This is a genomic window from Halorientalis marina (assembly GCF_023028345.1).
GTDB classification, from domain to species: domain Archaea; phylum Halobacteriota; class Halobacteria; order Halobacteriales; family Haloarculaceae; genus Halorientalis; species Halorientalis marina.
The window spans coordinates 1008730-1034234 of the sequence record NZ_CP095487.1 but is presented as its reverse complement, the minus strand read 5'-3'; the positions used below and the strand labels follow the sequence as shown (position 1 = coordinate 1034234).

General features: G+C 69.0%; 27 protein-coding genes. 12 read left to right on the top strand and 15 right to left on the bottom strand.

Annotated elements, in window-relative coordinates:
* Window positions 1-18: 18 nt before the first annotated feature.
* Window positions 19-582, bottom strand: a complete 564-nt coding sequence (locus MUG96_RS05250; RefSeq protein ID WP_246987155.1) for a DUF84 family protein — start codon at window positions 580-582, stop codon at window positions 19-21.
* 219 nt (window positions 583-801) lie between these two features.
* Here MUG96_RS05250 and MUG96_RS05245 point away from each other — a divergent pair, with 219 nt between their 5' ends.
* From MUG96_RS05245 to MUG96_RS05230, 4 genes are all read left to right on the top strand, one after another.
* The gene (locus MUG96_RS05245) at window positions 802-1776 is read left to right on the top strand and encodes a transcription initiation factor IIB (protein ID WP_246987153.1); all 975 of its coding nucleotides are present in this window, start codon (window positions 802-804) and stop codon (window positions 1774-1776) included.
* 115 nt (window positions 1777-1891) lie between these two features.
* Window positions 1892-2938 carry a DNA-methyltransferase gene (locus tag MUG96_RS05240; RefSeq protein WP_246987151.1) on the top strand — a complete coding sequence of 349 codons (1047 nt, stop codon included), beginning with the start codon at window positions 1892-1894 and terminating at the stop codon, window positions 2936-2938.
* 88 nt (window positions 2939-3026) lie between these two features.
* A complete protein-coding gene (locus MUG96_RS05235) occupies window positions 3027-3713 on the top strand; it encodes a type I 3-dehydroquinate dehydratase (protein ID WP_246987150.1) in 687 nt (228 codons plus the stop codon).
* Between the two features lie 25 nt (window positions 3714-3738).
* Window positions 3739-4173 (top strand): DUF7575 domain-containing protein, encoded by a 435-nt coding sequence (locus tag MUG96_RS05230; protein ID WP_246987149.1) that lies wholly within the window; start codon window positions 3739-3741, stop codon window positions 4171-4173.
* Between the two features lies 1 nt (window position 4174).
* Here the strand turns inward: MUG96_RS05230 and MUG96_RS05225 are convergent, their stop codons facing one another.
* From MUG96_RS05225 to MUG96_RS05210, 4 genes are all read right to left on the bottom strand, one after another.
* Complete coding sequence (locus tag MUG96_RS05225; protein WP_246987148.1) at window positions 4175-5692, bottom strand: aldehyde dehydrogenase family protein; 1518 nt, start codon at window positions 5690-5692, stop codon at window positions 4175-4177.
* A gap of 138 nt (window positions 5693-5830) precedes the next feature.
* Window positions 5831-7009: a 3-dehydroquinate synthase II gene (locus MUG96_RS05220; protein ID WP_246987147.1), complete on the bottom strand. Its 1179-nt coding sequence runs from the start codon at window positions 7007-7009 to the stop codon at window positions 5831-5833.
* A gap of 104 nt (window positions 7010-7113) precedes the next feature.
* Window positions 7114-7845, bottom strand: coding sequence for a proteasome assembly chaperone family protein (locus tag MUG96_RS05215; RefSeq protein WP_246987146.1), 732 nt, complete (start codon window positions 7843-7845; stop codon window positions 7114-7116).
* 60 nt (window positions 7846-7905) lie between these two features.
* On the bottom strand, window positions 7906-8712 hold the full coding sequence (locus tag MUG96_RS05210; RefSeq protein WP_246987145.1) for a 2-amino-3,7-dideoxy-D-threo-hept-6-ulosonate synthase: 807 nt from the start codon (window positions 8710-8712) through the stop codon (window positions 7906-7908).
* Between the two features lie 233 nt (window positions 8713-8945).
* Between MUG96_RS05210 and MUG96_RS05205 the strand changes: the two genes are divergently transcribed.
* Window positions 8946-9827 carry a hypothetical protein gene (locus MUG96_RS05205; protein ID WP_246987144.1) on the top strand — a complete coding sequence of 294 codons (882 nt, stop codon included), beginning with the start codon at window positions 8946-8948 and terminating at the stop codon, window positions 9825-9827.
* Here the strand turns inward: MUG96_RS05205 and MUG96_RS05200 are convergent.
* The 4 genes from MUG96_RS05200 to trpC are packed head-to-tail and all read right to left on the bottom strand — an operon-like array spanning window position 9824 to window position 12959.
* Window positions 9824-10063, bottom strand: a complete 240-nt coding sequence (locus MUG96_RS05200; protein ID WP_246987143.1) for a hypothetical protein — start codon at window positions 10061-10063, stop codon at window positions 9824-9826. The genes MUG96_RS05205 and MUG96_RS05200 overlap by 4 nt on opposite strands.
* Window positions 10064-10101: 38 nt before the next feature.
* Entirely contained in the window at window positions 10102-10941 is an 840-nt protein-coding gene (gene trpA, locus MUG96_RS05195) for a tryptophan synthase subunit alpha (protein ID WP_246987142.1), read from the bottom strand.
* The gene (gene trpB, locus MUG96_RS05190) at window positions 10942-12192 is read right to left on the bottom strand and encodes a tryptophan synthase subunit beta (protein WP_246987140.1); all 1251 of its coding nucleotides are present in this window, start codon (window positions 12190-12192) and stop codon (window positions 10942-10944) included.
* The gene (gene trpC, locus MUG96_RS05185; protein WP_246987138.1) at window positions 12189-12959 is read right to left on the bottom strand and encodes an indole-3-glycerol phosphate synthase; all 771 of its coding nucleotides are present in this window, start codon (window positions 12957-12959) and stop codon (window positions 12189-12191) included. The genes trpB and trpC overlap by 4 nt, the downstream gene beginning before the upstream one ends.
* A 139-nt stretch (window positions 12960-13098) precedes the next feature.
* Between trpC and MUG96_RS05180 the strand changes: the two genes are divergently transcribed.
* Genes MUG96_RS05180 through MUG96_RS05170 form a run of 3 tightly spaced genes read left to right on the top strand, consistent with a single transcriptional unit; the run spans window position 13099 to window position 15089 of the window.
* Entirely contained in the window at window positions 13099-13848 is a 750-nt protein-coding gene (locus MUG96_RS05180) for a hypothetical protein (protein WP_246987136.1), read from the top strand.
* 60 nt (window positions 13849-13908) lie between these two features.
* On the top strand, window positions 13909-14574 hold the full coding sequence (locus MUG96_RS05175) for a flagellin (RefSeq protein WP_246987134.1): 666 nt from the start codon (window positions 13909-13911) through the stop codon (window positions 14572-14574).
* A 56-nt stretch (window positions 14575-14630) separates the two neighbouring features.
* Complete coding sequence (locus MUG96_RS05170) at window positions 14631-15089, top strand: MGMT family protein (RefSeq protein WP_246987132.1); 459 nt, start codon at window positions 14631-14633, stop codon at window positions 15087-15089.
* Window positions 15090-15126: 37 nt separating this feature from the next.
* Here MUG96_RS05170 and MUG96_RS05165 read toward each other — a convergent pair whose 3' ends face one another.
* From MUG96_RS05165 to lonB, 3 genes are all read right to left on the bottom strand, one after another.
* A complete protein-coding gene (locus tag MUG96_RS05165) occupies window positions 15127-15552 on the bottom strand; it encodes a hypothetical protein (protein WP_246987130.1) in 426 nt (141 codons plus the stop codon).
* Window positions 15553-15664: 112 nt separating this feature from the next.
* Window positions 15665-16705: a CPBP family intramembrane glutamic endopeptidase gene (locus MUG96_RS05160; RefSeq protein WP_246987127.1), complete on the bottom strand. Its 1041-nt coding sequence runs from the start codon at window positions 16703-16705 to the stop codon at window positions 15665-15667.
* On the bottom strand, window positions 16706-18835 hold the full coding sequence (gene lonB, locus MUG96_RS05155; RefSeq protein ID WP_246987125.1) for an ATP-dependent protease LonB: 2130 nt from the start codon (window positions 18833-18835) through the stop codon (window positions 16706-16708).
* A gap of 168 nt (window positions 18836-19003) precedes the next feature.
* Here lonB and MUG96_RS05150 point away from each other — a divergent pair, with 168 nt between their 5' ends.
* The 3 genes from MUG96_RS05150 to MUG96_RS24245 all read left to right on the top strand — a co-directional run bounded on the left by MUG96_RS05150 (window position 19004) and on the right by MUG96_RS24245 (window position 20936).
* A complete protein-coding gene (locus tag MUG96_RS05150; protein WP_246987123.1) occupies window positions 19004-19537 on the top strand; it encodes a nicotinamide-nucleotide adenylyltransferase in 534 nt (177 codons plus the stop codon).
* 31 nt (window positions 19538-19568) lie between these two features.
* Window positions 19569-20327, top strand: coding sequence for an SAM hydrolase/SAM-dependent halogenase family protein (locus MUG96_RS05145; protein ID WP_246987121.1), 759 nt, complete (start codon window positions 19569-19571; stop codon window positions 20325-20327).
* A 222-nt stretch (window positions 20328-20549) separates the two neighbouring features.
* Window positions 20550-20936, top strand: a complete 387-nt coding sequence (locus MUG96_RS24245) for an AN1-type zinc finger domain-containing protein (RefSeq protein WP_373222090.1) — start codon at window positions 20550-20552, stop codon at window positions 20934-20936.
* Between the two features lie 95 nt (window positions 20937-21031).
* On the opposite strand, the gene thsA is transcribed toward MUG96_RS24245, so the two are convergent.
* On the bottom strand, window positions 21032-22591 hold the full coding sequence (gene thsA, locus MUG96_RS05140) for a thermosome subunit alpha (protein WP_246988627.1): 1560 nt from the start codon (window positions 22589-22591) through the stop codon (window positions 21032-21034).
* 234 nt (window positions 22592-22825) lie between these two features.
* Here thsA and MUG96_RS05135 point away from each other — a divergent pair, with 234 nt between their 5' ends.
* On the top strand, window positions 22826-23644 hold the full coding sequence (locus tag MUG96_RS05135) for an amidohydrolase family protein (protein WP_246987119.1): 819 nt from the start codon (window positions 22826-22828) through the stop codon (window positions 23642-23644).
* A gap of 137 nt (window positions 23645-23781) precedes the next feature.
* Here MUG96_RS05135 and MUG96_RS05130 read toward each other — a convergent pair whose 3' ends face one another.
* Both MUG96_RS05130 and MUG96_RS05125 read right to left on the bottom strand, forming a co-directional pair.
* Window positions 23782-24684, bottom strand: coding sequence for a glycosyltransferase family 2 protein (locus tag MUG96_RS05130; protein ID WP_246987117.1), 903 nt, complete (start codon window positions 24682-24684; stop codon window positions 23782-23784).
* 87 nt (window positions 24685-24771) lie between these two features.
* Window positions 24772-25485 (bottom strand): class I SAM-dependent methyltransferase, encoded by a 714-nt coding sequence (locus tag MUG96_RS05125; protein WP_246987115.1) that lies wholly within the window; start codon window positions 25483-25485, stop codon window positions 24772-24774.
* Between the last annotated feature and the right edge of the window lie 20 nt (window positions 25486-25505).

Here is a 25505-nt window from a genome sequence, read left to right as displayed (position 1 = left end):
TCGGGCACCGGTGGGGAGTCAGTAGCGGTCGGTCACGAACGGACCGAGCGCGCCCGCGACGGCGTGAGTCAGCGCCGACTCGCGGTCGACGATGCCGCCGGTGAACACGCCCGCAGCGCCCTGCTCGCGACCCACGCCGTCGGTGTCGAGCAGGTCGTCGAGCACGGGACCGAGTTCCGCTCCGTCACGGATTCGGGCGGCGACGGCGTCGGGGAGGCGGATGCTCGGACCGCCGCCGACACCCCAGGCGTCGCCGTCGGTCGCGGCGGCCCACATGATCAGGAAGAGTCCGGTCACGGCCTCGCGTTCCGCCGGCTCCTCGACCGCGGGGTTGCGGACGGCGCCGCGCTGTGGGAACTCCGTGACGCCGCCCTCGATGCCGACGCCGAGGTCACCGCCGGTCTCGTGGGCCGCCGCGGCGCGGTTCCGAGCGCCGGTGACCGTCGCCGCTCGCCCGCGGGGCTGTTCTGCCACGCCCGGGTCGACGCTCTCGCCCTCGACCGTGGCCTCGAGTCGCTCGGCCACCGCCCGCTCGGTCGCGGCCACTTTCACCGGGTTCCCGCTCCCGACGACGACACGCATACCCGAACCCCGCGGCCGCGCGACCTTGTGAGTTGTCATCGCACCACACTATATATAGTCCCCCACGCACGATCCCGAAACGGGCTGTCTGACCCGTGTACGACTCCGACTGACGAGGTTGTCGAAAGATTTAAATGGTTTTCGGTCGATTACTTTTTTACCTACAATCGTCCGGGATTTTTCAGGAACGCCTGCCCGGATAGGGTTCGCCTTCCCAGTATGAGCGAGAACACGAGAGCGCGAGCGCGCACGACGGAATCGGAGACGGAACAGGAGCAGGAACACGAATCGGAACAGGTCGACTGTCCCGAATGTGGCGGCAACCTGGTGATGGACGACGAACACGGCGAGACCGTCTGTGACGACTGCGGCCTCGTCGTCGAAGAGGGCGAGATCGACCGCGGGCCGGAGTGGCGCGCGTTCGACGCCAGCGAGAAAGACGAGAAGTCCCGCGTCGGCGCCCCGACCACCAACATGATGCACGACAAGGGGCTGTCGACCAACATCGACTGGCGCGACCAGGACGCCTACGGCAACTCGCTGGGCAGTCGTCAGCGCCAGAAGATGCAGCGCCTCCGGAAGTGGAACGAGCGGTTCCGCACCCGCGACTCCAAGGAGCGCAACCTCAAGCAGGCGCTGGGCGAGATCGACCGCATGGCCTCCGCGCTCGGCCTCCCCGAGAACGTCCGCGAGACGGCCTCGGTCATCTACCGCCGCGCACTCGACGAGGACCTCCTGCCCGGCCGGTCCATCGAAGGCGTCGCGACGGCGTCCGTGTACGCCGCCGCGCGACAGGCCGGCGTCCCGCGGAGCCTCGACGAGATCACCGACGTTTCCCGCGTCGAGAAGTCGGAGATCGCCCGGACCTACCGCTACGTCATCCGGGAACTCGGCCTGGAGGTCAAGCCCGCGGACCCCGAGAGCTACGTCCCGCGCTTTGCCTCCTCCCTCGGCCTCTCCGACGAGGCCGAACACCGCGCCCGCCAGCTCCTCCAGAACGCCAAGGAACAGGGCGTCCACAGCGGCAAGTCGCCGGTCGGGCTCGCGGCCGCCGCCGTCTACGCCGCCGCACTGCTGACCAACGAGAAGACCACGCAGGCCGCCGTCTCCGAAGTCGCCGACATCAGCGAGGTCACCATTCGTAATCGGTACCACGAACTGCTCGAAGCCGAGCAGGACCTCCCGATGGCCTGAGTCGGCCGCTTTCTTTCGACGCCGCCCCCGACCAGCGGCGCGTCCGTCCGCCGCCGGGCCGCGTCCCAACCGGCGGACCACAAGAGTCGAAAGGCGGCCGCTCGTGGGGACGGGCATGGAGACCGAGCATCGGGTCGTCGTCGGCGACGCCCGGTCGATGGACGCCCTGGCCGACGACTCGGTCGACCTCGTCGTCACCTCGCCGCCCTACCCGCTGGTCGAGATGTGGGACGAGACCTTCGCCGCGCTCGACCCCGCCATCGGCGAGGCCCTCGACGCAGGCGACGGACGGCGCGCCTTCCAGCGGATGCACGACGTGCTCGATGCCGTCTGGGCGGAGGTCGAGCGCGTCCTCGTCCCCGGCGGTATCGCCTGCATCAACGTCGGCGACGCCACCCGCTCGGTCGGCGGGGAGTTCCGCCTCTTTCCGAACCACGCCGAGATCACGAGCCGCCTCCGCGAGCGGGGCCTGCGCTCGCTGCCGGATATCCTCTGGCGGAAACCCACCAACAGCCCGAGCAAATTCATGGGCTCGGGGATGGTCCCGCCCAACGCCTACCCGACGCTCGAACACGAGCACGTCCTGGTCTTCCGCAACGGGACCCGCCGGGAGTTCCCGCCGGGTGACGACGACCGCTACGCCGCCGCGTACTTCTGGGAGGAGCGCAACGACTGGTTCTCCGACCTCTGGGAGGTCCCCGGCGAGGACCAGCGCCTCGACGCCGACCAGGGCACGCGCGGGCGCTCCGGGGCCTTCCCCACGGAGATTCCCTTCCGCCTGATCGCGATGTTCTCGACGTACGGCGACACCGTCCTCGACCCGTTCTGGGGGACCGGCACGACGACGCTGGCGGCGATGGTCGCCGCCCGCGACTCCGTCGGCTACGAGCGCGACCCCGAGTTCCGGGCGGCCTTCGACGACCTCGTCGCGGACGTGCCCCGGCTGGCACGGGAGCGCGTCGACGCCCGCCTCGACGCACACCGCGAGTTCGTCGCCCGGCGCCGCGCCGACGACGACCCCCCAGGCTACGACGCCGAACACTACGATTTCCCGGTCGTGACCAAGCAGGAGCGGTCGATCCGTTTCTACGACGCGACGGCCGTCGAGACGGTCGACGACGGTGAGAACGCCCGGTACGTCGTCAGCCACGAACCGCGGTAGCGGGGGCAGGGCGGGGGCAGCGAGGTGGGGAGCGGCAGGTTCGGCGGAGAAAGGCAGGCTTTTGCCGGACCCTCGCCGTAGCGGGCGTATGGAGTTCGAGTCGTTCGTGCTCGCGGCGTCGACCGACGACCTGGGGGTGGAGCCGGCCGCCCGCGAGCACGCCGACATCGTCGAGTTCCGGATGGACCTCGCCGAGGACCCCCGAGCGGCGCTCGCCGCCTACGACGGCGACCTGCCGCTGCTGGTCACGAACCGTCCCGAGTGGGAGGGCGGAGCGACCACCGACGACGAGGCGCGGCTGGACGCCCTCTGTGCCGCCGTGGAGTACGACTTCGTCGCGGCCGTCGACGTGGAACTCGAGAGCGTCGCCGAGGGCGACGGCGCCCGCGTCCTCCGGGCCGCGCGCGAGCACGGGGCGACGACCGTCGTCTCGACGCACGACTTCGAGAAGACACCGACCCCGCCGAAGCTCCGCCGGCTCCTCGCCCGCGCCGCCGACCACGGCGACGTGGGCAAACTCGCCGTGACCGCGGAGACGGAAGACGACGTGCTCGAACTGCTGGCCGCGACGCGGGCGAGCACGCTCGACGGCGACCGCGTCGCCACGATGGCGATGGGCGAGGCCGGCCGCCACTCCCGGGCCGTCGCGCCGCTGTACGGCTCGAAGATCGGCTACGCGCCGGTCGACCCCGCCGACGCGACCGCGCCCGGCCAGTACGACCTCGCGACCCTGCGACGGCTCGTGACCGAGCTCTCTTCCGAGCCGGAACCTTAACCAAGGGTCGTAACCGACACCCGATATGATGGGACCGAGCGGTGGCTCGACGCGCAAGCGGCCGTGGCTCGCGGCCCTGCTCGCCGTCGGCTATCCCGGGCTCGGCCACCTCTATCTCCGTGAGTGGGCGCGTGCACTCCTCTGGTTCGGGTTGACGCTGCTGACGGCGTCGCTGCTCATTCCCCAGTCGGTCGTCCCGACGACGATGTCCGCCGAGTCGATGCGACAGGCCTTCGACGCCATGCCGGTCGAGGCGTCCGTCGGCCTGCTCGTCGTCGGCCTCCTGAACGTGGCCGACGCCTACTGGTTCGCCGTCCGCAACAACAGACAGCAGGCCCAGGCCGAAACCGGGCGCCGCTGTCCCAACTGCGGGAAGGAGATCGACGGCGACATCGACTTCTGTCACTGGTGTACGACCGAGATCGACGGGGCCGGCGACGGGCCGGCGCCCGAGAACTGACCTACATCGGGTAGTTTCGCTGTTCGCGCTGGACCGAAATCCACTTCGTCTCGGTCATTTCCTCGAGGATGTACTCGCCGTTGTACCGCCCCAGCCCGGAGGCCTTCATGCCGCCGAAGGGCACGTGCGGTTCGTCGTTGATGGGCTGGTCGTTGATGTGGACCATCCCGGCGTCGATGGCGTCGGCGATGTCCTCCGCGCGGTTGCGGTCGCCGGAGAAGACGGACGCCGCCAGGCCGTACTCCGTCGCGTTCGCGAGTTCGATGGCCTCCTCGTCCGAAGAGACGGGGACGATGGGCGCCACCGGCCCGAAGTGCTCGTTACAGGCCGCGGTCATGTCGTTGTCCACGTCCGAGAGCACCGTCGGCTCGACGACCAGCGAGTCGTCGACGCCGTCGACGGGGACGGTGTCGCCGCCCGTCTCCAGCGTCGCGCCCTGCTCGACCGTGTCCTCGACGTAATCGAGGATCTGGTCGCGCTGCCCCTCGTTGATGATCGGCCCGACGATGGAACTGGCCTCGTGGACGCTCCCGGCGGGGATCATCTCGGCTTTCTCGACCATCCCCGCGACGTACTCGTCGTAGATGTCCTCGTGGACGAGGTGGCGGTTGATCGAGATACACACCTGCCCCTGGTGGGCGAAGGTCCCGAAGGCACCGGCCGAGAGGGCGTTGTCCAGGTCCGCGTCCTCCAGAACGACGTTGGGGCCGTTTCCGCCGAGTTCGAGGGCGGGGAAGGCCAGCGTGTCGACGGCCTGTTTGGCGACGTGGCGGCCCACCTCGGTCGAGCCGGTGAACGCGACCACGTCCACGTCGGGGTGGCCGGCGACCCGGTCGCCGATCTCCGAGCCCTTGCCGGGGACGACGTTGACCAGGCCCGGTGGCGCGCCCGCGAGCTCGAACAGGCGGGCGATGGCGAGCCCGCTCGTGACCGGCGTGTCCGTCGCCGGCTTGATGACGACGCCGTTGCCCGTCGCGACGGCCGGCGCGACCGCACGGACCGAGAGGTGGAAGGGGAAGTTCCACGGCGGGATGACCGCCACGACGCCGGCCGGCTCCCGCTTGACGAGGTGTTCTTTCCCCTCCATCACCGACTCGCGGATGTCACCCGACATCCGCGTCGGGAAACTGGCGGCCTCGCCGACGATCCCCCGCGCGGTGTCGAGTTCGAGGTCGCTTTTGATCTGTGAGCTCCCGGACTCGGTGACCAGCAGTTCGAGCAGATCGGCCTCGTACTCGTCGAGCAGGGCCAGCACCGTCTGGACCAGCTCCGCGCGGCGGTCCGGACCCTTCTCCGCCCAGGACTCCTGAGCGCGTTTCGCGGCCGCGTAGGCCTCGTCCACGTCGTCCTCGGTCCCGGCCGGGACCTCCGTCCAGACCTCCCGCGTCGAGGGGTCGGTCACGTCGAGCGTCCCGCGGTCGCCGGGGCCGTGCCACTTGCCGTCGATATACAGCGCGTTCCAGTCGGCCGCCGTCGACAGTTCCGGTTCCGAACGTGTTGGCTGAGTCTGTTTCGACATCAACCGCTAGTGGTTTCACTCACGGAAAAGATACCGGGTGGCGGAAACACTGTTAGTTACCCGTACGGGAGTGACGAGCAACGGGAATGCGACGACGAGGTTCGGGCAGCCTGCGGTCGTCGGGCGGGGGAGCACCCGTTACTTCTCGATGATGCTCTCCTCGACGGCCTCGCCGAAGTGGCGGGCGGTGTCCTCGTAGTACAGCAGGAGTTCGTCGCCGGCTTCGAGGTCGGTGACGGCCTTGCGGCCCTCGTTCGTGGCGACCTTGATCGTCTCGGCGTTCTGCAGGAGCGTCTCGATGCGGTCGGTCTCGCCGTTCTCGCGGGTCAGTTCCGCCTGGACCCGAAACATGGGGCGTTTCTCGATCTTGACGCGACCGACGATAGCCTCGCGGGTGTTACCGTCGGTGTCGACGACCTGTACCTCGTCGCCGCTCTGGAGTTCGGAGAGGTACTTCGTCTCGCCGCCAGGGGTGCGGACGTAGGCGTGGACCGCGCCGGCGTTGACCCGGAAGGGGCGGGAGGCGACGTAGGGCGACTCGGCGGTCTCGGCGTGGACGAAAAAGAGGCCGCGGGCCATCGAGCCGACGAGCATCCCCTCGTCGTGGTCCATCAGGTTCGCCGTGTCGATACAGACCCGGTCGGCCGAGCCCGTCTGTTCGATCGTCGTCACCTCGGCGGTGGTGAGGGCCAACCGCTCGCGGCCGGCCTCGTCGCGGACCTCCACCGTCTGGCGGATTTCGTCGGGGTCGTCGGTGTCGAGCAGGACTGCGTCGGCCCCGAGTTCCAGCGTCTCGAAGGCCGTCCGGGCCTCCTCGGCGGTCGTAACGCCGGCGACGAGGTCCGTCTCCTCGCCGATGCGGGCGATGAGGTTCTCCAGCGGGATGATCGCCCAGTCCTCGCCGATGACGATGGTGTACTCGGCTTCCTCGGCGACGGCCTCGGCGAAGGCCTCGTAGCTCTCGTTCAGGATGCGGACGTACCCGCCCTGCGTGGCGTCGCCGTTGGCCCGGAGCGTCGAGAGGTCGGCGGAGCCGGAGAAGTCGGAGGGGAGGTCGACGGTGCCGTCCCCCTCGCCGCCCTTGCCGACGACGACGGCGTCGGCGTCGCTCCCCTCGTTTTCGGCGTCCATGACGTGGACGTCGCCGTTCGAGAACGCGGCGACGTTGACCTGTCCGAGTTCGCGGACGCGTTCGACGTCTCCCTCGTCGACCAGTACCCAGTCGACGCCGGCCTCCAGCCCCGCCGTGATACGGCGCTTGCGGGCCTCCCAGTCGCCGACCGCGTCGTCTGCTTTCAGCCAGACGGAGCGTGTCATGCCCGACACCTCGCCCGGACCACGCTTGAACGTGACGACTCCCGGCCAGTCTTGCGGACGCCGACGCCGCGCGGACGGGGGCGCCCCGGCGACCACCGCGGCCGCTACATGTACATCCTGTCCACGGAGAACTCCCGCGGCCGCGTCTCCTCCATGGCCGTCATCCGCTCGGCCAGTTCCGCGTAGTACTGGCGCATCCGTTCGATCTCGGCGGCGAGCGCCTCCTCCGCCACGTCCAGCCCGTACACTTCCTGAATCGTGTCGAGCAGGCGCAGCGCCGCCTCCAGGTCCGGCCCCGGCGGGTGGCTCGCCGTGACGAACACCCCCACGTCCGGTCCCGTTTCCAGGCCGCGCAGGAGGAGGTCGCCCACGACGCCGTCGAAGAACCCGCCCGTCGCCGCCTGGATGTCGTGCCCCTCGAGCCGGCGCTCGCGGTACGCGTCGGTGGCGACCACCGACACGTCGTGGCCCTCCGGGCCGTGGGGGTACGGAATCCCGTAGAGGACGGCGACCTCGTCGAGCGACGTGTCGGTCAGCCAATCGAGGAGGCCGTCGGTGAACGCCTCGGTGGCCGACAGCGGGAGGAACGTCTCGCTGACGAGGACCGTCACGCCCCCGCCGGCGTACAGCCGAACGGGATGTCGCGGCCGACCGTCCTCGAAGGGTGCGATGGTCGGGAGTCCGCGCGTCTCGACGTGGCCGATCCGCTCGAAGTCGAGGTGCTTGACGAGGTGGTCGACCGCCGAGAGCCCCGCGATACCCGGGTGCGTGAAGCCGGCGAGCAGCGTCTTGCCCGTCGGAGCGTCGGCCTCGAAGGTGAAACTCGGGTCGGGCATGGAAGCCCTGTCGGCGGCCAGTGGCTTAATATCGGTCCCGTGAATGGGGTGGCCGAAGAGTCAGGCTTCGACGGCCAGGCCGGCCTCGCGGGCGGCCTCCTCGGCCGTCGCGTCGTCGTGGATGACGGCAGCGACGCCCTCCGTGATGGCTTCGGGATCGTCGTGCTGGAAGATTGACCGGCCCATCGAGACGCCGGCGGCACCGGCGTCCATCGCGCCCCGGACCATCGCGAGCGTCTCCTGGTCGGTTCCCTTCGCGCCGCCGGCGATGACGACGGGGAGCCGCGTCGACTCGACGACGTGGCCGAACGTGTCGGCGTCGCCGCTGTAGGAGGTCTTGACCACGTCCGCACCGAGTTCCTCGCCCAGGCGGACGGCGTGACCCAGCGCCTCGGCGTACGCCTCGGGGTCCTCGTCGTCGATGTCCGGACCGCGAGCGTAGGTCATCGCCAGCACGGGCATCCCGTACCGTTCGGCGGCGCTCGTGACCTCCGCGAGCCCCTCGATCTGTTCGCGCTCGTACTCGCTACCGACGTTGATGTGGAAGGAGACGGCGTCGGCGCCGGCGCGGATGGCGTCCTCGACGGTTCCGGTCGGGCGCTTGTCGTTCTCGTCCGGCCCGATGGTAGTTGACCCGTTCAGGTGGACGATGTAGCCCGCGCCGTTTTTGTTGTCGTGAACGCGCGGCGCGACGCCGCGCTGGGTGAGAACCGAGTCCGCGCCGCCGCGCGTGATCGCGTCGATGGTCGATTCGATGTCCTTGAGGCCCTTGACGGCGCCCATCGTGATACCGTGGTCCATTGGGACGACGAGGTACCGCCCCCCTGTCCCGATGCGCGCCAGACGTGCGTCTTTCCCCGTGCTCATGATACGAGAACCTGTGGCAAGTGACGGTTAATTGCCTTCCGGTCTCGGCCCACCTTGCGTCACCGCTCCCGCCCGGGCGCCGCCGGAACCGACCGGCGTCCTTCGCTGCGTCTGCGTCTTACGACGATGTAAACGCATCGGCGCGGTACGGGGAGGGCGTCCTCGAAGTCGATACGCTGGATTCCGTCGATACGGTGACGGGATTAATGTCGACCGACGCCGAAACGGCGTGTATGGGTAAAGGCGGGTTCGGACCCGGCGACGTACTCAACCGGCGGGTGTCGGGCCACATCGCCGAGTTGCTCCCCGCGAACGTCTCCCGGCGGTCGGACTACTACGTCGAGGGGCGGCGGTGGCTCGACCCCGAACGGATTCCGGGCGGCGCGAAGCAGGGTGTCTGTCGGCTGGAGGCCTACGTCGGCACCGGCGGCGAGTTCGAGGTCCAACTGGCCCGGGCGTACGACCCGAAGACGGACCACGGCTGGCGCTGTCGCAATCGGATCGCCCGGACCAGCGCGGCCGGCGGGCGCTCGCTCGACCCCTTCGAGTACGTCGTCCGGACGGCAGTGACCATCGGCGGGAAAAAGCGGACCGACCGCTCGACGGTCGACTGGGAGACACTCGAGGCGGACCACATCTACGGCGGCCGGGAAGCACAGGCCGCCGTCCTCCTCTGTGAGAAGGTCGCCCACTACATCGCGAAGTCCGACGAGGGGTTCACGAGTCACGCCGGTTCGCTGTCGGGCTGTGGTTCGCTGTCCCGCGTCGTCGACGAGGAGCAACCGCTCGACGCCGACTGGGGGACCGTCGACGAACTCCTCGGGCCCGACGCCGACACCATCGCCGCCACCGTCGGCATCGAACGCATCGAGTCAGAAGAGCGGATCGAGCGGGCCAAAGAGCGCGGCATCGAGTTCCTCTCGGAGGACCTGTCCCGGGACCTCGCGGAGACCGAACTGGCCGAGACCGACTGGCGGGCCGTCTCCGACGCGGCGCCCGTCGGCGACGGCGCGGTCGAACCCTGGCAACGCCTCCCCGGCGACCTCGACCCCGAGGAAGCGAAGGCGAAGCTCGCGGAGATGCGGGCCACGCTGCAGGAAATGCGCGACGACTAGACCCACCAGAACCGGTCGAAGAGCCGCTTGACGCCGCGTGTCAGCGGGAAGGGACGGCCGCCGCGGGCCGCGCTCGCGGCCCCGAAGACGAACCCGACCGCGAGGACGAGGATACCGGCGTAGGCCGCGAGCGACCAGTCGCCGACGGACGAGAGGGCGTAGGTCGCCGCCACCGAGGGGACGAAGGCGTCGACCAGTCCCAGCAGTGCGTACCCGACGATGCGTCCAGCGCCCATGCTCGACGGCTCACGCGCGCCGGAGAAAAGTCCCGCGTTCAGTCGCCGTCGGCTTCCGCCCGCTTCCGCGCGCCGCGTTCGGCCCCCTCGACGAGTTCCCGTGCCTTCTCTGCCAGTCGCGCCGCCACCTCGTCCGCGGGGTCGCCCCGCTCGTGGCCCTCGGCGACGATGTCGACCAGCGCGGAGCCGACGATGATGCCGTCGGCGCCCGCGCGGACGATGCGCTCGGCGTGGTCGCCGGTCTTGATGCCAAAGCCCACGGGTTTGGGCACGTCCCAGTCGGCGATGCGCGCCAGGGAAGCCTCGGTCTGGTCGCTCACGTCGTCGCGGGCGCCGGTCACGCCCAGGCGGGCCTGGACGTAGACGTAGCCCGAGACCTGCTCGCGCATCCGTTCCAGTCGGTCGCCGCGGGTCGTCGGCGCGACGATGAACACCAGGTCGAGACCGAACTCGTCGCAGGCCGCGCGCATCTCGTCGGCCTCCTCCGCCGGCAGGTCGACGATGACGAACCCCTCGATGCCGACCTCGGCGGCCTTCTCGACGAACGGCCGCGGACCGTCTTCGTCGCCGTACTGGAAGACCAGATTGTAGTAGGTCATGCACACGAGCGGGACGTCCACGTCGAGGTCCGCCACGAACTCGAAGTAGCGGTCGACGGTCATCCCGCCTTCCAGCGCGCGGACGATGGCGCTCTGGATGGTCTTCCCCTCGGCGATGGGTTCCGAGAAGGGCAGGCCGAGTTCGATGATGTCCGCGCCGCCCCGTTCCAGCGCCTCGACGTACTCCAGCGAGTCCTCGTAACTCGGGTCGCCGGCGGCGAGGTACGGGATGAAGGCGGGGCCGTCCTCGAAAGCGCGTCGGAGTGCTTCGCTCGGCATCTACATTCCCCCCATGCCGTCGAACACCGACATGTCCGCGTCCACGTCCAGGTCGCGCTGCTCGGTCTCCTCGATGACGGTTTCGAGGTCCTTGTCGCCGCGCCCGGAGACGTTCACGATGGTCACGTCGCCCACCTCGTCGGGATGGGCTTCGAGATAACCGAAGGCGTGGGCCGTCTCCAGCGCGGGGATGATCCCCTCGTCCTGCGAGAGGCGGTGGAACGCCTCCAGCGCGAGGTCGTCGTCGACGTTGACCGGACGGACCCGGCCCTCGTCGACGAGGTGGGCCAGTTCCGGGCCGACGCCGGCGTAGTCCAGCCCCGCCGACACGGAGTGTGATTCCATGATCTGTCCCTCCGTGTCCTGGAGGAGTTTCGTCCGTGCGCCGTGGAGGACGCCCTCGCCGCCGGTCGACAGCGAGGCGGAGTTGGGCGCGACGCCCGCTTCTTCGTCGACCGAGAGCGACGAACCGCCGGCCTCCACGGCGAACAGGTCCACGTCCGCGTCGTCGCGGAAGTGGTGGAACGCGCCCATCGTGTTCGAGCCACCGCCCGCGCAGGCGAGCACGGAGTCGGGGAGCCGACCCGCCTGCTCCTGGATCTGTTCACGGGCCTCCTCGGAGATGACGGCGTGGAAGTCACGGACCATCGACGGGAACGGATGGGGGCCGACGATGCTCCCGATGACGTAGTGGGTGTGCTCGACGGTCGTCGCCCAGTCCCGCATCGTCTCGCTGATGGCCTCCTTCAGCGTCCCCCGCCCGACCGTCACGGGGTTGACCTCGGCGCCGTTGAGCCGCATCCGGAAGACGTTGGGCCGCTGGCGGTTGATGTCGGTCTCGCCCATGTAGATCTCACAGGGCATGTCGAGATGGGCGGCGGCCATCGCCGTCGCGGTGCCGTGCTGGCCGGCGCCCGTCTCGGCGATGATGCGCTCTTTGCCCATGTACTTCGCCAGCAGGACCTGCCCGAGGGCGTTGTTGAGTTTGTGCGCACCGCCGTGGAGTAGGTCCTCGCGTTTGAGGTAGACGTCGGTGTCGTAGCGCGCGCTCAACTGGTCGGCGTACTGCAGGGGAAGCGGGCGACCGCCGAAATCCCGCAGCCGACGGCGGAACTCGTCCATGAAGCCGTCCTCGTTGTCGAGGACGTACCGCTCGTAGGCGTCAGTGAGTTCCTCCAGCGCCGGCATCAGCGCCTCCGGCACGTACTGCCCCCCGTAGCGCCCGAACTTCCCTCGCTGTGTGTCGCTCATGGTTCCTCCTGGGACTCCGCCCGTGTCAGCGTTTCCGTATTCGCTCGCACCGATCCGTCCATGATGGCACTGCCGACGAGCAGGGCGTCGGCCCCGGCCGCCCGCATCCGGCGCACGTCCGCCGGCGTCGAGACGCCGCTCTCGGCGATCAGCGTCACGTCGTCGGGTGCCTCCGGCGCAATCTGCTCGAAGGTCCCGAGATCCACCTCCAGTTTCGCGAGGTCACGGTTGTTCACGCCGACGATGTCGGCCCCGGCGTCGAGAGCCGCTTCGAGTTCCGCCGCGTCGTGCACCTCGACGAGGACCTGAAAGCCACGCTCGCGGGCCGCGTCGACCATCCCCGGGAGGTCGTCGAGGAAGCGCGCGATGAGCAGGACCACGTCGGCCTCGACCACGTCCAGTTGGGCCTCGTGGAGCAGGAAGTCCTTCCGCAGGACTGGCACGTCGACTGCCTCGCGGACGCGGGTCAGGGCCTCGGGCGACCCGCCGAAGTGCTCGGGTTCGGTCAGGACGGACAGCGCCGCCGCGCCGCCCGCGACCATCTCCTCGGCCAGCGCCACCGGGTCGTCCCGGCGCTCGCCGTCGGTCGTCGGGCTCGTCGGCTTCACCTCGGCGATGATCGGCACGCGCCCGTCGGCTTCGGCCGCCGCGAACGCGTCGGGCAGCGACCGCGGCGACACCGACAGCCGCGACTCGCCACCCCCGCGCTCGCGTGCCGCCGACAGGATCGACTCGACCGCTGGTGCGATTTCCTCATCGTCGTCCATTACTGTACATTGACGGACTGATTTGCACATAAGACTTGCGACTGGGCACGCGTCGCGGCGGTGCGGATGTGACCGCACGGCGCTTCCGTGGTCGTGATACAGCGCGAAGGGTTAAGACCGCGAGGCCGCACGTGGGCGCATGGTCCGGCGACGACGGTTCATCACGGCCGGGCTCGCCGCGACGGCACTCGGGGTCGCAGGGTGTAGCGGCGGCGGGACCGGCGGGGACGACGAGACGGCCGCCGACGGCGACACGACGACGGCGCCGCCGACGAGCACGGGCGCGACGAGCACGCCGACGCCCGACGAGTTCGGGACGGCGCCACCGGTCGAGGAGACGGTCGCCGACGACCCGCAAGTGACCCCCGAACCCCGGACGGCGGAGTCGGACGACGGCGGGTTCGACAGCGCGTTCGACGTCACCGCAGCCTACGGGACGGCCATCCGGAGCCGGTCCGTCGGCGTCGTCAGACTCCAGCTCGCCGTCGCGCCGGGCGTGACCGTCGACACCAGCACCATCAGGGCACGCTGGGTCGATCCCTCGGGCACCTACACGCTGGCGTCGACCATCGACGGCGGCAACGCCGACGGCTACTTCGGGATCAGGTCGTTGGCCGACGGCAACGGCTCCGCGCCCGTCCTCGACGACCCCGACGACGTGTTCGAACTCGTTTTCGACCTCGGGGACTCGGACACGACGGTCGACGACCCCACCTCGGGTGCCGAACGGCCCGGCGCGACGGCCTTCGGGAGCCGACTCCGGGGCAACTCCGTCGTGAGCGTCCAGCTCGCGGCCGGCAGCGGCCGGTCGATCACCCGGCGGCTGGAAGTGCCGGCCGCCCTCGGTGGCGAGGGCCGTGTGGCGTTCGCAGTGACCGACTCCCGGTGACCCTACGGCTCGAATCGTCACAAAGGATTAAGCCGTAGGGGGCGGACCAGTCGGCAGACCATGAGCCGATGCGGCCGCCCGCAAGCCCTGTTTATCGCCCTCCTCGCCGTACTGGTCCTCCTCGCCGGCTGTAACGGACTCGGTGGCGCCGGTACCGGCACCGGCACGGATACCGAAGCGGACGCTGTCGGTGCCGAGGACGAAAGCGAAGCCGACGAGGGGGACGACGAGGAGACCGAGACGACGACGCAGCCACGCCAGCAGGTGACCAACCGCCTCCAGGTGTTCGCCGCGGCGGGGAGCAACATCGAGAACGGGACCGTCGGGACCGTCAACCTCACCGTCGGGAAGGCGCCCGGCGCCGACGACATCGACCTCCGGGACGTGACGGTCCAGTGGGTCGACGACAGCGGCACCTACGACGTCGTTGCCCCGTCCGTCGAAGCCGACGCGGTCGACGGGTACTTCGGCGTCGCAGCGGTCAAGGACGACGACGGCTCCGCGCCGCTGGTGAACGGCCCCGACGACAGGATGGTGCTCACCATGGACATCGGCAGCGACGACCTCGCGGTCGACGACAGCGGCCGCGGTGCTGGTGCGTTCGGCGAGCGGCTCGAAGCCGGTGAATCTGCCACGCTCCGGCTCACGACCGAGAACGGCGCGAGCACGACCGTCCGGCTCGTCGTCCCCGAGTCCCTGAAGGGCCGTGAAGCGGTCACGCTCTAGCGCCCCGCTCCCGCCACAGCCCGAAAGCGTAAGGTCCGTCCTGCCGGACTGTCGGTATGGACGACGCCGGTATCTACGCCCGCGAATACGAACTTCTCGACTGCTGGGTGCAACTCGGGATCGCACAGGGGCGTGTCATCTCCGTTTCCTTCCCGGACAGCCCCGAGGCCGACGCGAGCGAGGACCACGACCTGCTCGACCGCATCGACGCCTACCTCGAAGGCGTCGAGGCGTCGTTTACCGACGTGACAGTGGCGCTGACCGTCCCGACCGACCAGCGCGGCGTGCTGGAGACGGTCCGTGGCATCCCCTACGGCACCGAGATCGGCGTCGAGAAGGTGACGTCGATGACCGCCGGTCTCGACTCCGAATCCGACGACGACCTGCGGCTCGTCCGCACGGCGCTCGCGGACAACCCCGTCCCGCTTCTCGTCCCCGACCACCGGGTCCGGGACGGGCCCAGCGCCGCGCCGGCCCCGGTCGTGGGGAAACTCCGCGCGGTCGAGGGCCTCTGAGGAGGCACGCCCTCGGCACCCCGCGTCGGTCCCATCGTCACTCCGCGTCCGCGTCGTCGGCCGCGGCGCCGTCACCCTCGCCGTCGCTCCCGTCGTCGACGAACTCCCGCTGGTAGAAGTACGCGCCGAAGGCGATGAGCAGCGCGAGGTCGCCGAGCGTCCCGAGCATGGAGAACGCGGGCACGAGGTCGAGGGCCGCCAGTCCGCCGTAGCCGATGAACACCCCCGCGAGCAGGTAGCCCCCCGCGGCGATGGGGTGGATGCCGTCCCCGAGGTTGCCGACGCCGACCGCGAAGCCGACGCTGACGATCAAGACGAGGCCGATGTGGACCCTGACGAGCGCGAACCCGAGCCGGCCGTCGACGGCCGTCCCGTACGCGAGCAGCACGACGAACACGAGCAACGCGGCGGCCGCGAAGCCGAGCCGCGTTCGTCTGCTCGTGAGCGCCGCCCGAACGTCCATACCCCCCAGAGACAGCCCGGCGATTAAAACCGTTCGCTCCCACGTCCCGGCCTTCGGGGTCGTCCGCGCGGCCGCCCGGTGCCGACGCACTCGGCGACCGCCACGGCGGCCGCTACTCCCCGGCCCCGTCGCCGGCCCACTCGATCCCGAGCAGTTCGTGGACGACGAACTCCAGGGCGTTCACGAGGTAGTGCGCGACGAACACGACGAGGAAGCTCCCCGTGAGGACGAACGCCGCCGCCAGCACCAGCCCGAGCCCGCCGGTCACGAGCACGCCCATCCGACCCTGTGCGCCGTGGCCGAGGGCGAAGGCAATGGAGGAGACGACCGCCAGCGCCCACGGCGACGTGCCGAAGCCCGCGTTCGTCGCGCCGATGACCGCCGCGCGGAAGATGAACTCCTCGACGCCGGCGACGATTGGCAAAACGAGAAACAGGAGGACGACCCACCCGCCCGAGGAGTCGGGCGCCAGCAGACTCCGCAGGCGCTCGTCGTACTCGACGCCCATCGCGTCCGCGCCCGCCGCCCCCACTTCGTTGGCGACGTACAGTCCGACCCCGAGCGCGACCCCGACGCCGAGCGCGGGCAGGCCCGTACTCAGCGCGTCGCCGGTGATGCCGAACGCCGAGGCCGGAATCCGCCAGTACAGGGCCGCCCCGAGGAGGACGACGCCGAACAGCCCCTGCGTGAGCGCGACGTTCGCGAGTAACTGCCCGGTCGTGAACGAGTCCGCGTCGTCCGCCGTCCCCGCGCCGCGGTTCGCCGTGGTCGTCGCCGGCGTTCCGGAGGCTTCGCTTCCGTGCGGCCCCGCGCGCCCGTCCGGGAACGGGTCACGCGCCAGTTCCTCGGCCGTCAGCGCCCCCGGCGACTCGGGGTCGATGGGGACCCCGTGGCCGGTCTCGCGTCCCGGCGGCTCCAGGTCCCCCGCGCCGAGGTCGGCCTCGGGGTCGTCGAGCGTCAGCGACCGCTCCGCGTCGTCGGTCGGCTCGACGGTCGAGAGCCGGCCCGGCAGGTCGGTGTCGTCGCGGACCAGCGCCTGGGAGGCACGTGCGAGCGCGAGCAGAAGGGAGAGGACGATGGCCGTGACGCCGACGAACGCCGCCCAGCCGGGTTCGGGCGGAGCCGTCGTCGCGGCGACCCCCCCGACCAGCATCTACTGCGGGCTGGGGCTGCCGCCGGAGCGGCCGACCTCGCGCTGTTCGAGCGCCTTGCCCGTGATGGACTTCAGGCGGTCGACCAGCGAGTCCTTCTCGGGTTCGCCCGCGAGGGCGACCTCGAGCACTTCGCTGATGTGGGAGACGGGGATGATCTCGATCATCTCCTCGTACTCCTCCTCGATCATCACGTCCTGTTCGTTCGCCTTCGGGATGATGACCTTGTCGAGGCCGGACTTCGCCGCGGCCTCGATCTTGTGAGTGACGCCGCCGACCGGGAGCACGTCGCCCCGCACGGACAGCGAGCCGGTCATGGCGATGTTCTGCTCGACGGGGACCTCCTCCAGCGCCGAGATGACGGCCGTCGCCACGGTGATGGAGGCGGAGTCGCCGTCGACGCCACCTTCACCGGCCTGGACGAACTGGATGTGGACGTCCTTCTCGGTGATGTCCTCGTCGCTGAACTTCTTGATGATGGCCGAGACGTTCTGGACGGCCTCCATCGCCATCTCCTTGAGCTGGCCCGTGGCGATGACCTCGCCCGGTCCCTGCGACGGCGTGACCTCCGCCATCACCGGGAGGACGATACCGGAGTCCTCGCCCATCACGGCGAGTCCGTTGACGCGTCCGACCACGTCGCCCTCGTTGACGGTCAGCTCGTAGTCCTTGCGGCGGTCGATGTAGTTGTCCGCGAGCTGCTGCTCGATGGACCGCGAGCGGCGCTTGGCCTGCAGCACGTCCCCGCGCTCGGTGTGTTCCTTGTCCTCGGAGCGGGCGATGTCGCCGGCGACCCGGACGAGGCCACCGAGGTCACGCAGCTTCAGCGTGAGGTGGTCTTTCCGACCGGCACGGCGCCTGGCTTCGAGGACGAGTTCCTCCACGGCCTCGTCGGTGAAGTGCGGCAGACGGCCGTCCTTCTCGACTTCCTGGGCCACGAAGCGGGCGTACTTCCGGCGCATCTCGGGTTCGTCCTCGATGGTGTCGTCCATGTACACCTCGTAGCCGTACCCCTTGATGCGGGAGCGCAGCGCCGGGTGCATGTTCTCCATGGCGTCGAGGTTCCCGGCCGCGATCATGATGAAGTCACACGGGACGGGCTCGGTCTGGACCATCGCGCCCGAGGAGCGCTCGGACTGGCCCGTGATGGAGAACTTGCCCTCCTGGATGGCCGTCATCAGCTTCTGCTGGCTGCGGATGTCGAGCGTGTTGATCTCGTCGACGAACAGCACGCCCTTGTTGGCCTTGTGGATGGCGCCTGGCTCCACGCGGTCGTGGCTGGGCGTCTCCATGCCGCCGGACTGGAACGGGTCGTGGCGGACGTCGCCCAGCAGCGCGCCGGCGTGGGCACCAGTCGCGTCCTCGAACGGTGCCGTCTTCTGGTCGTTGTTGTTGACCAGCAGGTTCGGAATCATCGCGTCGTTGCCACGCGACCCGTAGCGGAACGCGAGGTAGATGACACCGGCCGCCAGGATGCCGAGCAGCGGTTGCCCGACGATCAAAAGCGAGTAGCCGATGACGATGGCGATGATGATCCACATCAGGAAGCTCCGCATCTGGTTGCGCTTGCGGGCTTCTTCCTTGTGCGCCTCGACGATCTGCTCGCCCTTGCCGGCCGGCACCGTCCGGACCTTCGGCGCGTTGCCGTCGTCCGGGTTGTGGTAGACGAGCACGTCCTGCAGTTCCTCCTTGGGGAGGAGCTGGCTCATCGCCTTGGCGAGCATCGACTTCCCCGTGCCGGGCGAGCCGATCATCATGACGTGGCGGCGCTGCTTGGCCGCCTTCTTGACCACGTCGCGGGCGTGGTCCTGTCCGATGACCTGGTCGACCAGGCGGTCGGGGACTTCGATGTCCTGGGTGCTCTCGATATCGAGCCCGCCGAGGAGGTCGTCGTCGTCGATCTCCCCGTCCACGTCGGCCTCGATTTCGACCTCGCTGCCGAGGTCTTCGATAGTGCCCTCGTTCCCGTCCGGGACCTCGGGGTCTGCTGTACCTTCGTCGCCGTGGTCGCCGCCCGGCGTCTCGTCGACGGAGTCGTCTGCCTCGTCTTGCTCCTCGACGGAGTCCACGGCGTCTTCGATGGAGTCACTCGCCCCTATGGGGGTCTCGTCGGAGTCCGTGTCTTTACTCATAGAACCGTTGCTGTTAGCAGAACGGAAGGGCTGTCCACTGATATACTTTCTCCCCACGTGCGCCCGCGAAACGGACCGAAACCGCACGACTGCGGCGGTACAGCCGGAAAACTGTCGGCCCGAGTTTCGACTCGCCGGGTTTATGAATTTCGCCAGCCAGGTACGGATATGACACGGGGGTTCTACATCGGCCGCTTCCAGCCGTTCCACGAGGGCCACTGCGAGATGACCGCCGACATCGCCGCGGAGGTCGACGAGGTCGTCGTCGGTATCGGGAGCGCCGGCAAGTCCCACTCAGTCCGGAACCCGTTCACTGCCGGCGAGCGGATCATGATGATCTCCCGCGTGCTTGAGGGGATCGACACCCGGACCTACGTCGTCCCCATCGAGGACATCGAGCGCAACTCCGTCTGGGTGAGCCACATCAGGAGTATGTCACCCGACTTCGACATCGCCTACTCGAACAACCCCCTCGTCGTCAGGCTGTTCGAGGAAGCCGGCATCGAGGTCCGCCGGTCGGGAATGTACAACCGCGACGATCTGAAAGGCTCGAAGATCCGCGAGCGCATGATCGCCGGTCGGGAGTGGCGCGACCGCGTGCCCGAGGCCGTCGTCGACGTCCTCGACGAGATCGGCGGAATCGAGCGCCTGCGGACCATCGCCGGCGAGGACGGCACGGACGCGACCGAAAACGACCACTGACGGCACGACGACTCCCCGGACACGCCCCACCATGATCACGCTCAGCTCGGATTTTGGCTCGCCGTACCCCGCCGCGATGAAGGGCGTCCTGCTCTCGGCCACCGACGCCCAACTGGTCGACGTGTCTCACGATTTCCCCCGGCAGGACGTGCGTGCGGCCGCGTTCTGGCTCCGCGAGGTGCTCCCGTACTTTCCGCCGGCAGTCCACCTCGCCGTGGTCGACCCCGGCGTCGGCACCGACCGCGCGGCCGTCGCCATCCGGGCCGGCGACCACGCGCTGGTCGGGCCGGACAACGGCGTCCTCGTGCCCGTCGCGCGCGAACTCGCGGACGGGAGTTTCGAGGTGTTCCGGATCGACGCCGACGACCCCGAGAGTTCCACGTTTCACGGGCGAGACGTGTTCGCTCCCGCGGCCGCCGCCGTCCACGAGGCCGGCGTCGACGCCTTCCACGAGCGCGAGCGGTTCGCACCCGCGGACGACGTGGTCGAGCTCACTTTCCCCGAGGCGACGGTCACCGACGGCAGCGCGACCGGCGAGGTACTCGTCGTCGACGACTTCGGGAACACGATCACGAACGTCCCCGGGACGGTCCTCGACGGCCGCTTCGGCGGCGAGGTGACGGTCGACGGCGAGTCCGCACCGGCCCGCCGGACCTACGCCGCCGTCGATCCGGGCCAGCGGCTCGTGACCGTCGGCAGCCACGGCAACGTCGAACTCGCCGTCAATCACGGTCGCGGCGACGACGCGTTCGGGCTGGAACCCGGCGACGCCGTCGAACTCTCCGTCTGACCACGGGACGGACGACGGCGTCCGTGCCCGCCCCAGGCTGTCGTCGCTCGTGCGGGCGACGCGTCTCTCGTGGAGGCCAAAAATGGGGTGCTGATGAGTACAACCTGCTTCATTTTTTGCTGGTATAGGCGACAGCCGACAGTCGGTCTTATTCCGGAAACGGATTCGTAAACAGTCACAACCCATTTAGTGCGTTCCGACAACGGTCCCGATCGTAGGCAGATGGCCGAGGGATGCACGGTTTGCGGAGAGTCGGATCAACTGCTCCGGGATTGTAAATACTGTACAGGCGTGTATTGTAGTGAGCACACACTGCCGAAGAACCACGACTGTCCTGGTCTGCAGGAAATCGACAACGAAGACGGCTGGTTTCGAGACGAAGGGGCCGGTGTACCGACGAAGCGGGGGAAGAACGTTCGACCGCGGCCTGAGCCACTGAACAGTGACGAAGTTACGACGTACGGGAGCACCGAAACCGATTTCGAGAGTTCGCCGGACGTCAATGCTGATGGGTCGATAGCAGGTCGTGGGGGTGGCAGTGACGAGCAAATGGGGTCAGAGACAGGATCAATCGCGAAACTCGTCTCGGCCCTCAAATTCTGGTCGTAACTCCACGGATCGTCCGTCGAGACCGGCCGCTGATGAGTGAATCGAGTAAAAATGGCTGTTGTCCGAGATGCCGTCCAGAGAGGACGAGGCCGTCCTTACTCCGCGGCGATGACGTCGTCGATGCGGACGATCATCGTGGAGGCCTCGGTCGCGGACTCGACGGCCTCGCGCTTGACCGCGGCGGGGTCGAGGACGCCGTACTCCAGGGGGTCACCGATGATACCCGTCTGGCCCTCGGAGATGATGCCGGCGCGGCCCTCGCTCTCGAACTCGGAGCGGAGGTCGACCAGCGCGTCGATGGGGTCCATACCGGTGTTCGAGGCGAGCGTGCGCGGGAGCACGTCGACGGCGTCGGCGAAGGCTTCGACGGCCAGCTGCTTGCGGCCCTCGATGCTCGCGGCCTCGCTGCGGATGTGGTCGGCGATGGCGATCTCGGTCGCGCCCGCGCCGGGCACGACGCCGTCCTCGCCGAGCGCGGCGACGACCACGTCGAGCGCGTCGTTGAGCGCGCGTTCGAGCTCGTCGGTGACGTGTTCCGTGCCACCGCGGGCGAAGACGGTCACGGAGCGGGCGGCCGTACCGCCCTCGACGAAGGCGAGTTCGTCGTCGCCGAACTTCTGGACGCTGATCTCGTCGGCCTCACCGAGGTCGTCCTCGGCGAGGTCGTCGACGGACCCGGCGCGGGAGGCGCCGGTGGCGCTGGCGATGGACTTCGCGTCGTCGTCGCCGACGCTCTCGAAGGCGAGGATGCCGCGCTTGGCGAGGAACGCCTTCGCGCGGTCGGCGATGTCGCCGGTGACGAACACGACTTTCGCGCCGATGGAGTCGATCCGGTCGACGTAGCCTTTCAGCTCCTCTTCCTCGGCCGCCATGGCCTCGTTGAGCTGGTCTGCCTCCGTGATGTTGTACTCGGCGTCGATGCTCGACTCCTTGAGGTCGATGTCGTTGTCGACGACCGCGACGGTCGGGGTCCCGACCGAGCGCGGCATGTTGTCGTGGGCGGGCTCCTCGTCGACGATGACGCCCTCGACGAGGTCGGTCGCGGAGGATGAGCCGCCGGTCTGGGTCCGGACGGTGATGTTCGAGCGGTCGACGTGGTCGTTCTCCTGGACGTGCGTGACCGTCGCGACGACGGTCTCCGCGAGGTCCTCGGCGGCCACGTCGCCGGTGCCCTTCCCGGTCATCGAGGTCTCGGCGACCTTCCGGAGCACGTCCTCGTCGATCTCCTCGTCGAGCGCGTTCGCCCGGACGGCTTCCTGTGCGAGGCTCGCGGCCTCGTGGTAGCCCTCGACGATGGTCGTCGGGTGCACGTCGTCCTCGAGGAGGTCCTCGGCCTTCGAGAGGAGTTCGCCCGCGAGCACGGACGCGGTCGTCGTCCCGTCACCGACCTCGTCCTCCTGGGTCTCGGCGACCTCGACGATCATCTGGGCCGCGGGGTGTTCGATGTCCATCTCGTCGAGGATGGTGGCGCCGTCGTTCGTGATGACGACGTCACCGGAGTCCGAGACGAGCATCTTGTCCATGCCGCGGGGTCCGAGTGTCGTCCGTACCGACTCCGAGACCGCTTTCCCGGCGGCGATGTTCGACGACTGTGCGTCGTCGCCCTGGGTTCGCTGAGAGTCCTCGCTGAGAATGAACATGGGCTGACCGCCCATCCGGCGCTGTTGAGACATAGTCACTAATGAGGTGGTCAGCGGTTCTATATAAATTTTTCTAAACTGCGGAGCACCCGGACGGGCACGCGGGCGTTCAGCCGGCGATTCACCCGAGGGGTTCAAGTAGGCAGTGGTACCGGTCGCGGCCCGTCCGGTGGACGCGTACAGTGCCGCGGGTTCCTGACAGCGAGCGTGAGCCAACCGTTATGTGGCGACCGCTGCATGTGAGGATAGATGCTCGAACTGGAGCACGGGTTCCGGGTGGTCGACGTCCACGTCCAGTTAGAGCCGGACGAGACGCGTCGGCCGGACCGGAACACGGGCGACTCCGAGACCATCGAGCGCGAGATGCACCAGGCGGGCGTCGTCCGCGCCGTCGTCTTCCCGGGCGCCCGGCAGGGAAGTTACCTGAAGGCGAACAACGCCGTCGCGCGGATGAGCGTCGAGCGCCCGTTCGTCGCGTTCGCCCGCATCAACGGCGCGCGCGACCCGAACAGCGGTGCCGGCGCCCGACTGCGGAACCTCACGGCCTCCCGGGAGGAACACCACACCTCGCCGGCGGACATCGAGCAGTACGCTTACGACGACCGGTTCGTGGGGTTCAAACTCCACCCAGCACGCGACGGCCTCCCCGACGAGGAGGTCCTCGAACAGCTGGCCGACGTGGGCCTCCCCGTGCTCGTCCACGGCGGACAGTCGTTCCCGCCGGCCGCCATCGAGGAACACCTGCTCGCCTACGAGTTCCCCGTCGTCGTCGAGCACTTCGGCGGCTACCCGATGAACCGCCGGCTCGTCGCCGGCGGCATCGACCTGCTCGACCGCTGGGAGAGTTGCTTCCTCGACACCAGCTACGTCCGCTTCCGGGACCCGATGGAGCGGGCCATCATGGAACACCCCGACCGGGTCTGCTTCGGCAGCGGCGCGCCCGCGACCCACCCCGACGTGGCCGTCATGGAGATCCTCACGCTGGACGTGCCCGAGGACTCGATGCGCCGGGTCTTCTCGAAGAACCCCTCGCGGGTCGTGCCCGAACTGGGCGCGGGCGGGGAGTGAACTGAGCATCCGGCGGCGAAGCCGCCGGTTCACCGGGCGCGAGGCAGTGCCTCGCGCCCGGCAGTTTTTATACTAAATTTTTGCGAGAGGGGTGCCCGCAGGCCCGCAGGGCCGAGGACACCCCTCGAAGTAAAAATTTAGCGGTAGTCGTAGACCGCCACCGCGCGGTCGGCGCGTTTCGAGCGGCCGTTGGGGTTGCGTCGCGGCGAACGGTCGCGGTAGCGGGCGACGGCTCCGTCCTTGAGGCCGGTCGCCAGCCCGGCGAGTACCTCCCGTCCGTTCCCGAACCAGCTGGAGGGGTCGGCGTCGCCCCGCGCCACGTCCTTGAGCGCGCCCACGGCGTCGCGGACGCTGTGGCCGGTGAGGCGTCGGAGGACGGTCGGACGAACGCCGTAGTTCTTCGCGAGGCGGTAGGCGAGCGAGCGGTACTTCCAGCGCCAGTCGGGTTCCGCGCGGCCGCCGTCGGCGCTGTACTCCCGGCGAACGCTCATCCCGCCCTCCCAGGCGACCTCGTAGTCGAGCGCGGCCAGCCGGTGGGCAGCGTCACGCGCGCCGCCGGTGTGGAGATACTCGTCGAAGCCGTCGATTTCGTCGAGCAGATCGGCAGTGAACGCCGCGTTGCCGCCGTCGAAGTACGTGACGGTCCGGCCCTTGATGGTCCTGGATTCGACGGACTCGGTGGTGAGTCCGGCTTCGAGTTCCTGGTGAGTGGGGCCGGTGACGGCGTCGCCGTCGGCGATGCCGTCGGCGAGGGCCGCCAGCCAGCCCGACTCGACGGTGAGTCGGTGGTCGAGCAGCGCGATGACGTCGCCGCTGGCGCGGTCGATACCGGCGTTGCGTGCGACGTTGAGCCGGCGGTCCGCGAGTTCGACGAGCACGTCCACGTCGTCGCGGTCCTGGACCATGCCGGTCGTCCCGTCCGAGGAGGGCCCGTTGACCACGATCACCTCGGCGCCGGGCGCGTGTGTCGCGAGGGCGTCGAGACAGCTCTCGAGCTGGTCCCGCCCGTTGAGCGTCGGCACCACCACCGAGAGCTTCATACGAGTCCGTAGCTCTCCGGAGCCGTAAAAAACTCGCGCCGGGAGCGTGCGTGTCGGTCCCACGGCTCTATCGGTTTCACGACGGCATCACTGGGCGTCGACACGGGCGTCCCAGTAAGAGACCGACGCCAGGCGTTTCCCGAGGGGCGACCGGATGAGGGTGGTGTCGATCTCCCGGAGCGTGCTGGCGAGTTCGTTCGGGATCTGTCGGTAGAGCCCGTACGGGAAGGCGAAGTCGTGGTCGTCGCGGGCGAGTTCGAGGCCGGCGCTGTCGAGCAGGCGGGATATCTCCCAGCGGGAGTAGAGTCGGGACCCCATCGGGAGCGCCCAGTTGTAGATCGACCGCGTCGTGAATCGGTTGAACGTGTCGAAAAAGACCTGCTCGCGGGAGACCCGTCGCATCTCGCTGAGGAACGAGGCCGGCTGGTCGGCGAGGTGGAAAAACCGCATCGCCATCACGGTGTCGAAACTGTCGTCCGGGAACGGTAGCCGCGCGGCGTCGCTGCGCATGAACTCGAGGTGGTCGTCGACGCCCGCACGCTGGGCCTTGGTCCGGCCCTGCTGGAGCATCGGACCGGAGATGTCCAGTCCGACCACGTCGGCACCGCGCTCGGCCAGCATGACTGTAAACCGGCCGGTTCCGCAGGCGATTTCGAGAACGTCTTTCTCCTCGACGGGGCCGACCGCGTCCAGTACCGCCTGTTTCTCGCGCCGGTCGATGAGGCGACCGCCCTTGGAGAAGCGCTTTTCCTCGTACTCCTGGGCGATGTCGTCCTCTTGATACCACTGCTGTCCCTTCACACTCTACACCCCTCTCCCGG

Coding starts and splice junctions, on each gene's coding strand:
- MUG96_RS05250 (WP_246987155.1), bottom strand. CDS start 582: ATGCGTGTCGTCGTCGGGAGCGGGAACCCGGTGAAAGTGGCCGCGACC.
- MUG96_RS05245 (WP_246987153.1), top strand. CDS start 802: ATGAGCGAGAACACGAGAGCGCGAGCGCGCACGACGGAATCGGAGACG.
- MUG96_RS05240 (WP_246987151.1), top strand. CDS start 1,892: ATGGAGACCGAGCATCGGGTCGTCGTCGGCGACGCCCGGTCGATGGAC.
- MUG96_RS05235 (WP_246987150.1), top strand. CDS start 3,027: ATGGAGTTCGAGTCGTTCGTGCTCGCGGCGTCGACCGACGACCTGGGG.
- MUG96_RS05230 (WP_246987149.1), top strand. CDS start 3,739: ATGATGGGACCGAGCGGTGGCTCGACGCGCAAGCGGCCGTGGCTCGCG.
- MUG96_RS05225 (WP_246987148.1), bottom strand. CDS start 5,692: ATGTCGAAACAGACTCAGCCAACACGTTCGGAACCGGAACTGTCGACG.
- MUG96_RS05220 (WP_246987147.1), bottom strand. CDS start 7,009: ATGACACGCTCCGTCTGGCTGAAAGCAGACGACGCGGTCGGCGACTGG.
- MUG96_RS05215 (WP_246987146.1), bottom strand. CDS start 7,845: ATGCCCGACCCGAGTTTCACCTTCGAGGCCGACGCTCCGACGGGCAAG.
- MUG96_RS05210 (WP_246987145.1), bottom strand. CDS start 8,712: ATGAGCACGGGGAAAGACGCACGTCTGGCGCGCATCGGGACAGGGGGG.
- MUG96_RS05205 (WP_246987144.1), top strand. CDS start 8,946: ATGGGTAAAGGCGGGTTCGGACCCGGCGACGTACTCAACCGGCGGGTG.
- MUG96_RS05200 (WP_246987143.1), bottom strand. CDS start 10,063: ATGGGCGCTGGACGCATCGTCGGGTACGCACTGCTGGGACTGGTCGAC.
- trpA (WP_246987142.1), bottom strand. CDS start 10,941: ATGCCGAGCGAAGCACTCCGACGCGCTTTCGAGGACGGCCCCGCCTTC.
- trpB (WP_246987140.1), bottom strand. CDS start 12,192: ATGAGCGACACACAGCGAGGGAAGTTCGGGCGCTACGGGGGGCAGTAC.
- trpC (WP_246987138.1), bottom strand. CDS start 12,959: ATGGACGACGATGAGGAAATCGCACCAGCGGTCGAGTCGATCCTGTCG.
- MUG96_RS05180 (WP_246987136.1), top strand. CDS start 13,099: ATGGTCCGGCGACGACGGTTCATCACGGCCGGGCTCGCCGCGACGGCA.
- MUG96_RS05175 (WP_246987134.1), top strand. CDS start 13,909: ATGAGCCGATGCGGCCGCCCGCAAGCCCTGTTTATCGCCCTCCTCGCC.
- MUG96_RS05170 (WP_246987132.1), top strand. CDS start 14,631: ATGGACGACGCCGGTATCTACGCCCGCGAATACGAACTTCTCGACTGC.
- MUG96_RS05165 (WP_246987130.1), bottom strand. CDS start 15,552: ATGGACGTTCGGGCGGCGCTCACGAGCAGACGAACGCGGCTCGGCTTC.
- MUG96_RS05160 (WP_246987127.1), bottom strand. CDS start 16,705: ATGCTGGTCGGGGGGGTCGCCGCGACGACGGCTCCGCCCGAACCCGGC.
- lonB (WP_246987125.1), bottom strand. CDS start 18,835: ATGAGTAAAGACACGGACTCCGACGAGACCCCCATAGGGGCGAGTGAC.
- MUG96_RS05150 (WP_246987123.1), top strand. CDS start 19,004: ATGACACGGGGGTTCTACATCGGCCGCTTCCAGCCGTTCCACGAGGGC.
- MUG96_RS05145 (WP_246987121.1), top strand. CDS start 19,569: ATGATCACGCTCAGCTCGGATTTTGGCTCGCCGTACCCCGCCGCGATG.
- MUG96_RS24245 (WP_373222090.1), top strand. CDS start 20,550: ATGGCCGAGGGATGCACGGTTTGCGGAGAGTCGGATCAACTGCTCCGG.
- thsA (WP_246988627.1), bottom strand. CDS start 22,591: ATGGGCGGTCAGCCCATGTTCATTCTCAGCGAGGACTCTCAGCGAACC.
- MUG96_RS05135 (WP_246987119.1), top strand. CDS start 22,826: ATGCTCGAACTGGAGCACGGGTTCCGGGTGGTCGACGTCCACGTCCAG.
- MUG96_RS05130 (WP_246987117.1), bottom strand. CDS start 24,684: ATGAAGCTCTCGGTGGTGGTGCCGACGCTCAACGGGCGGGACCAGCTC.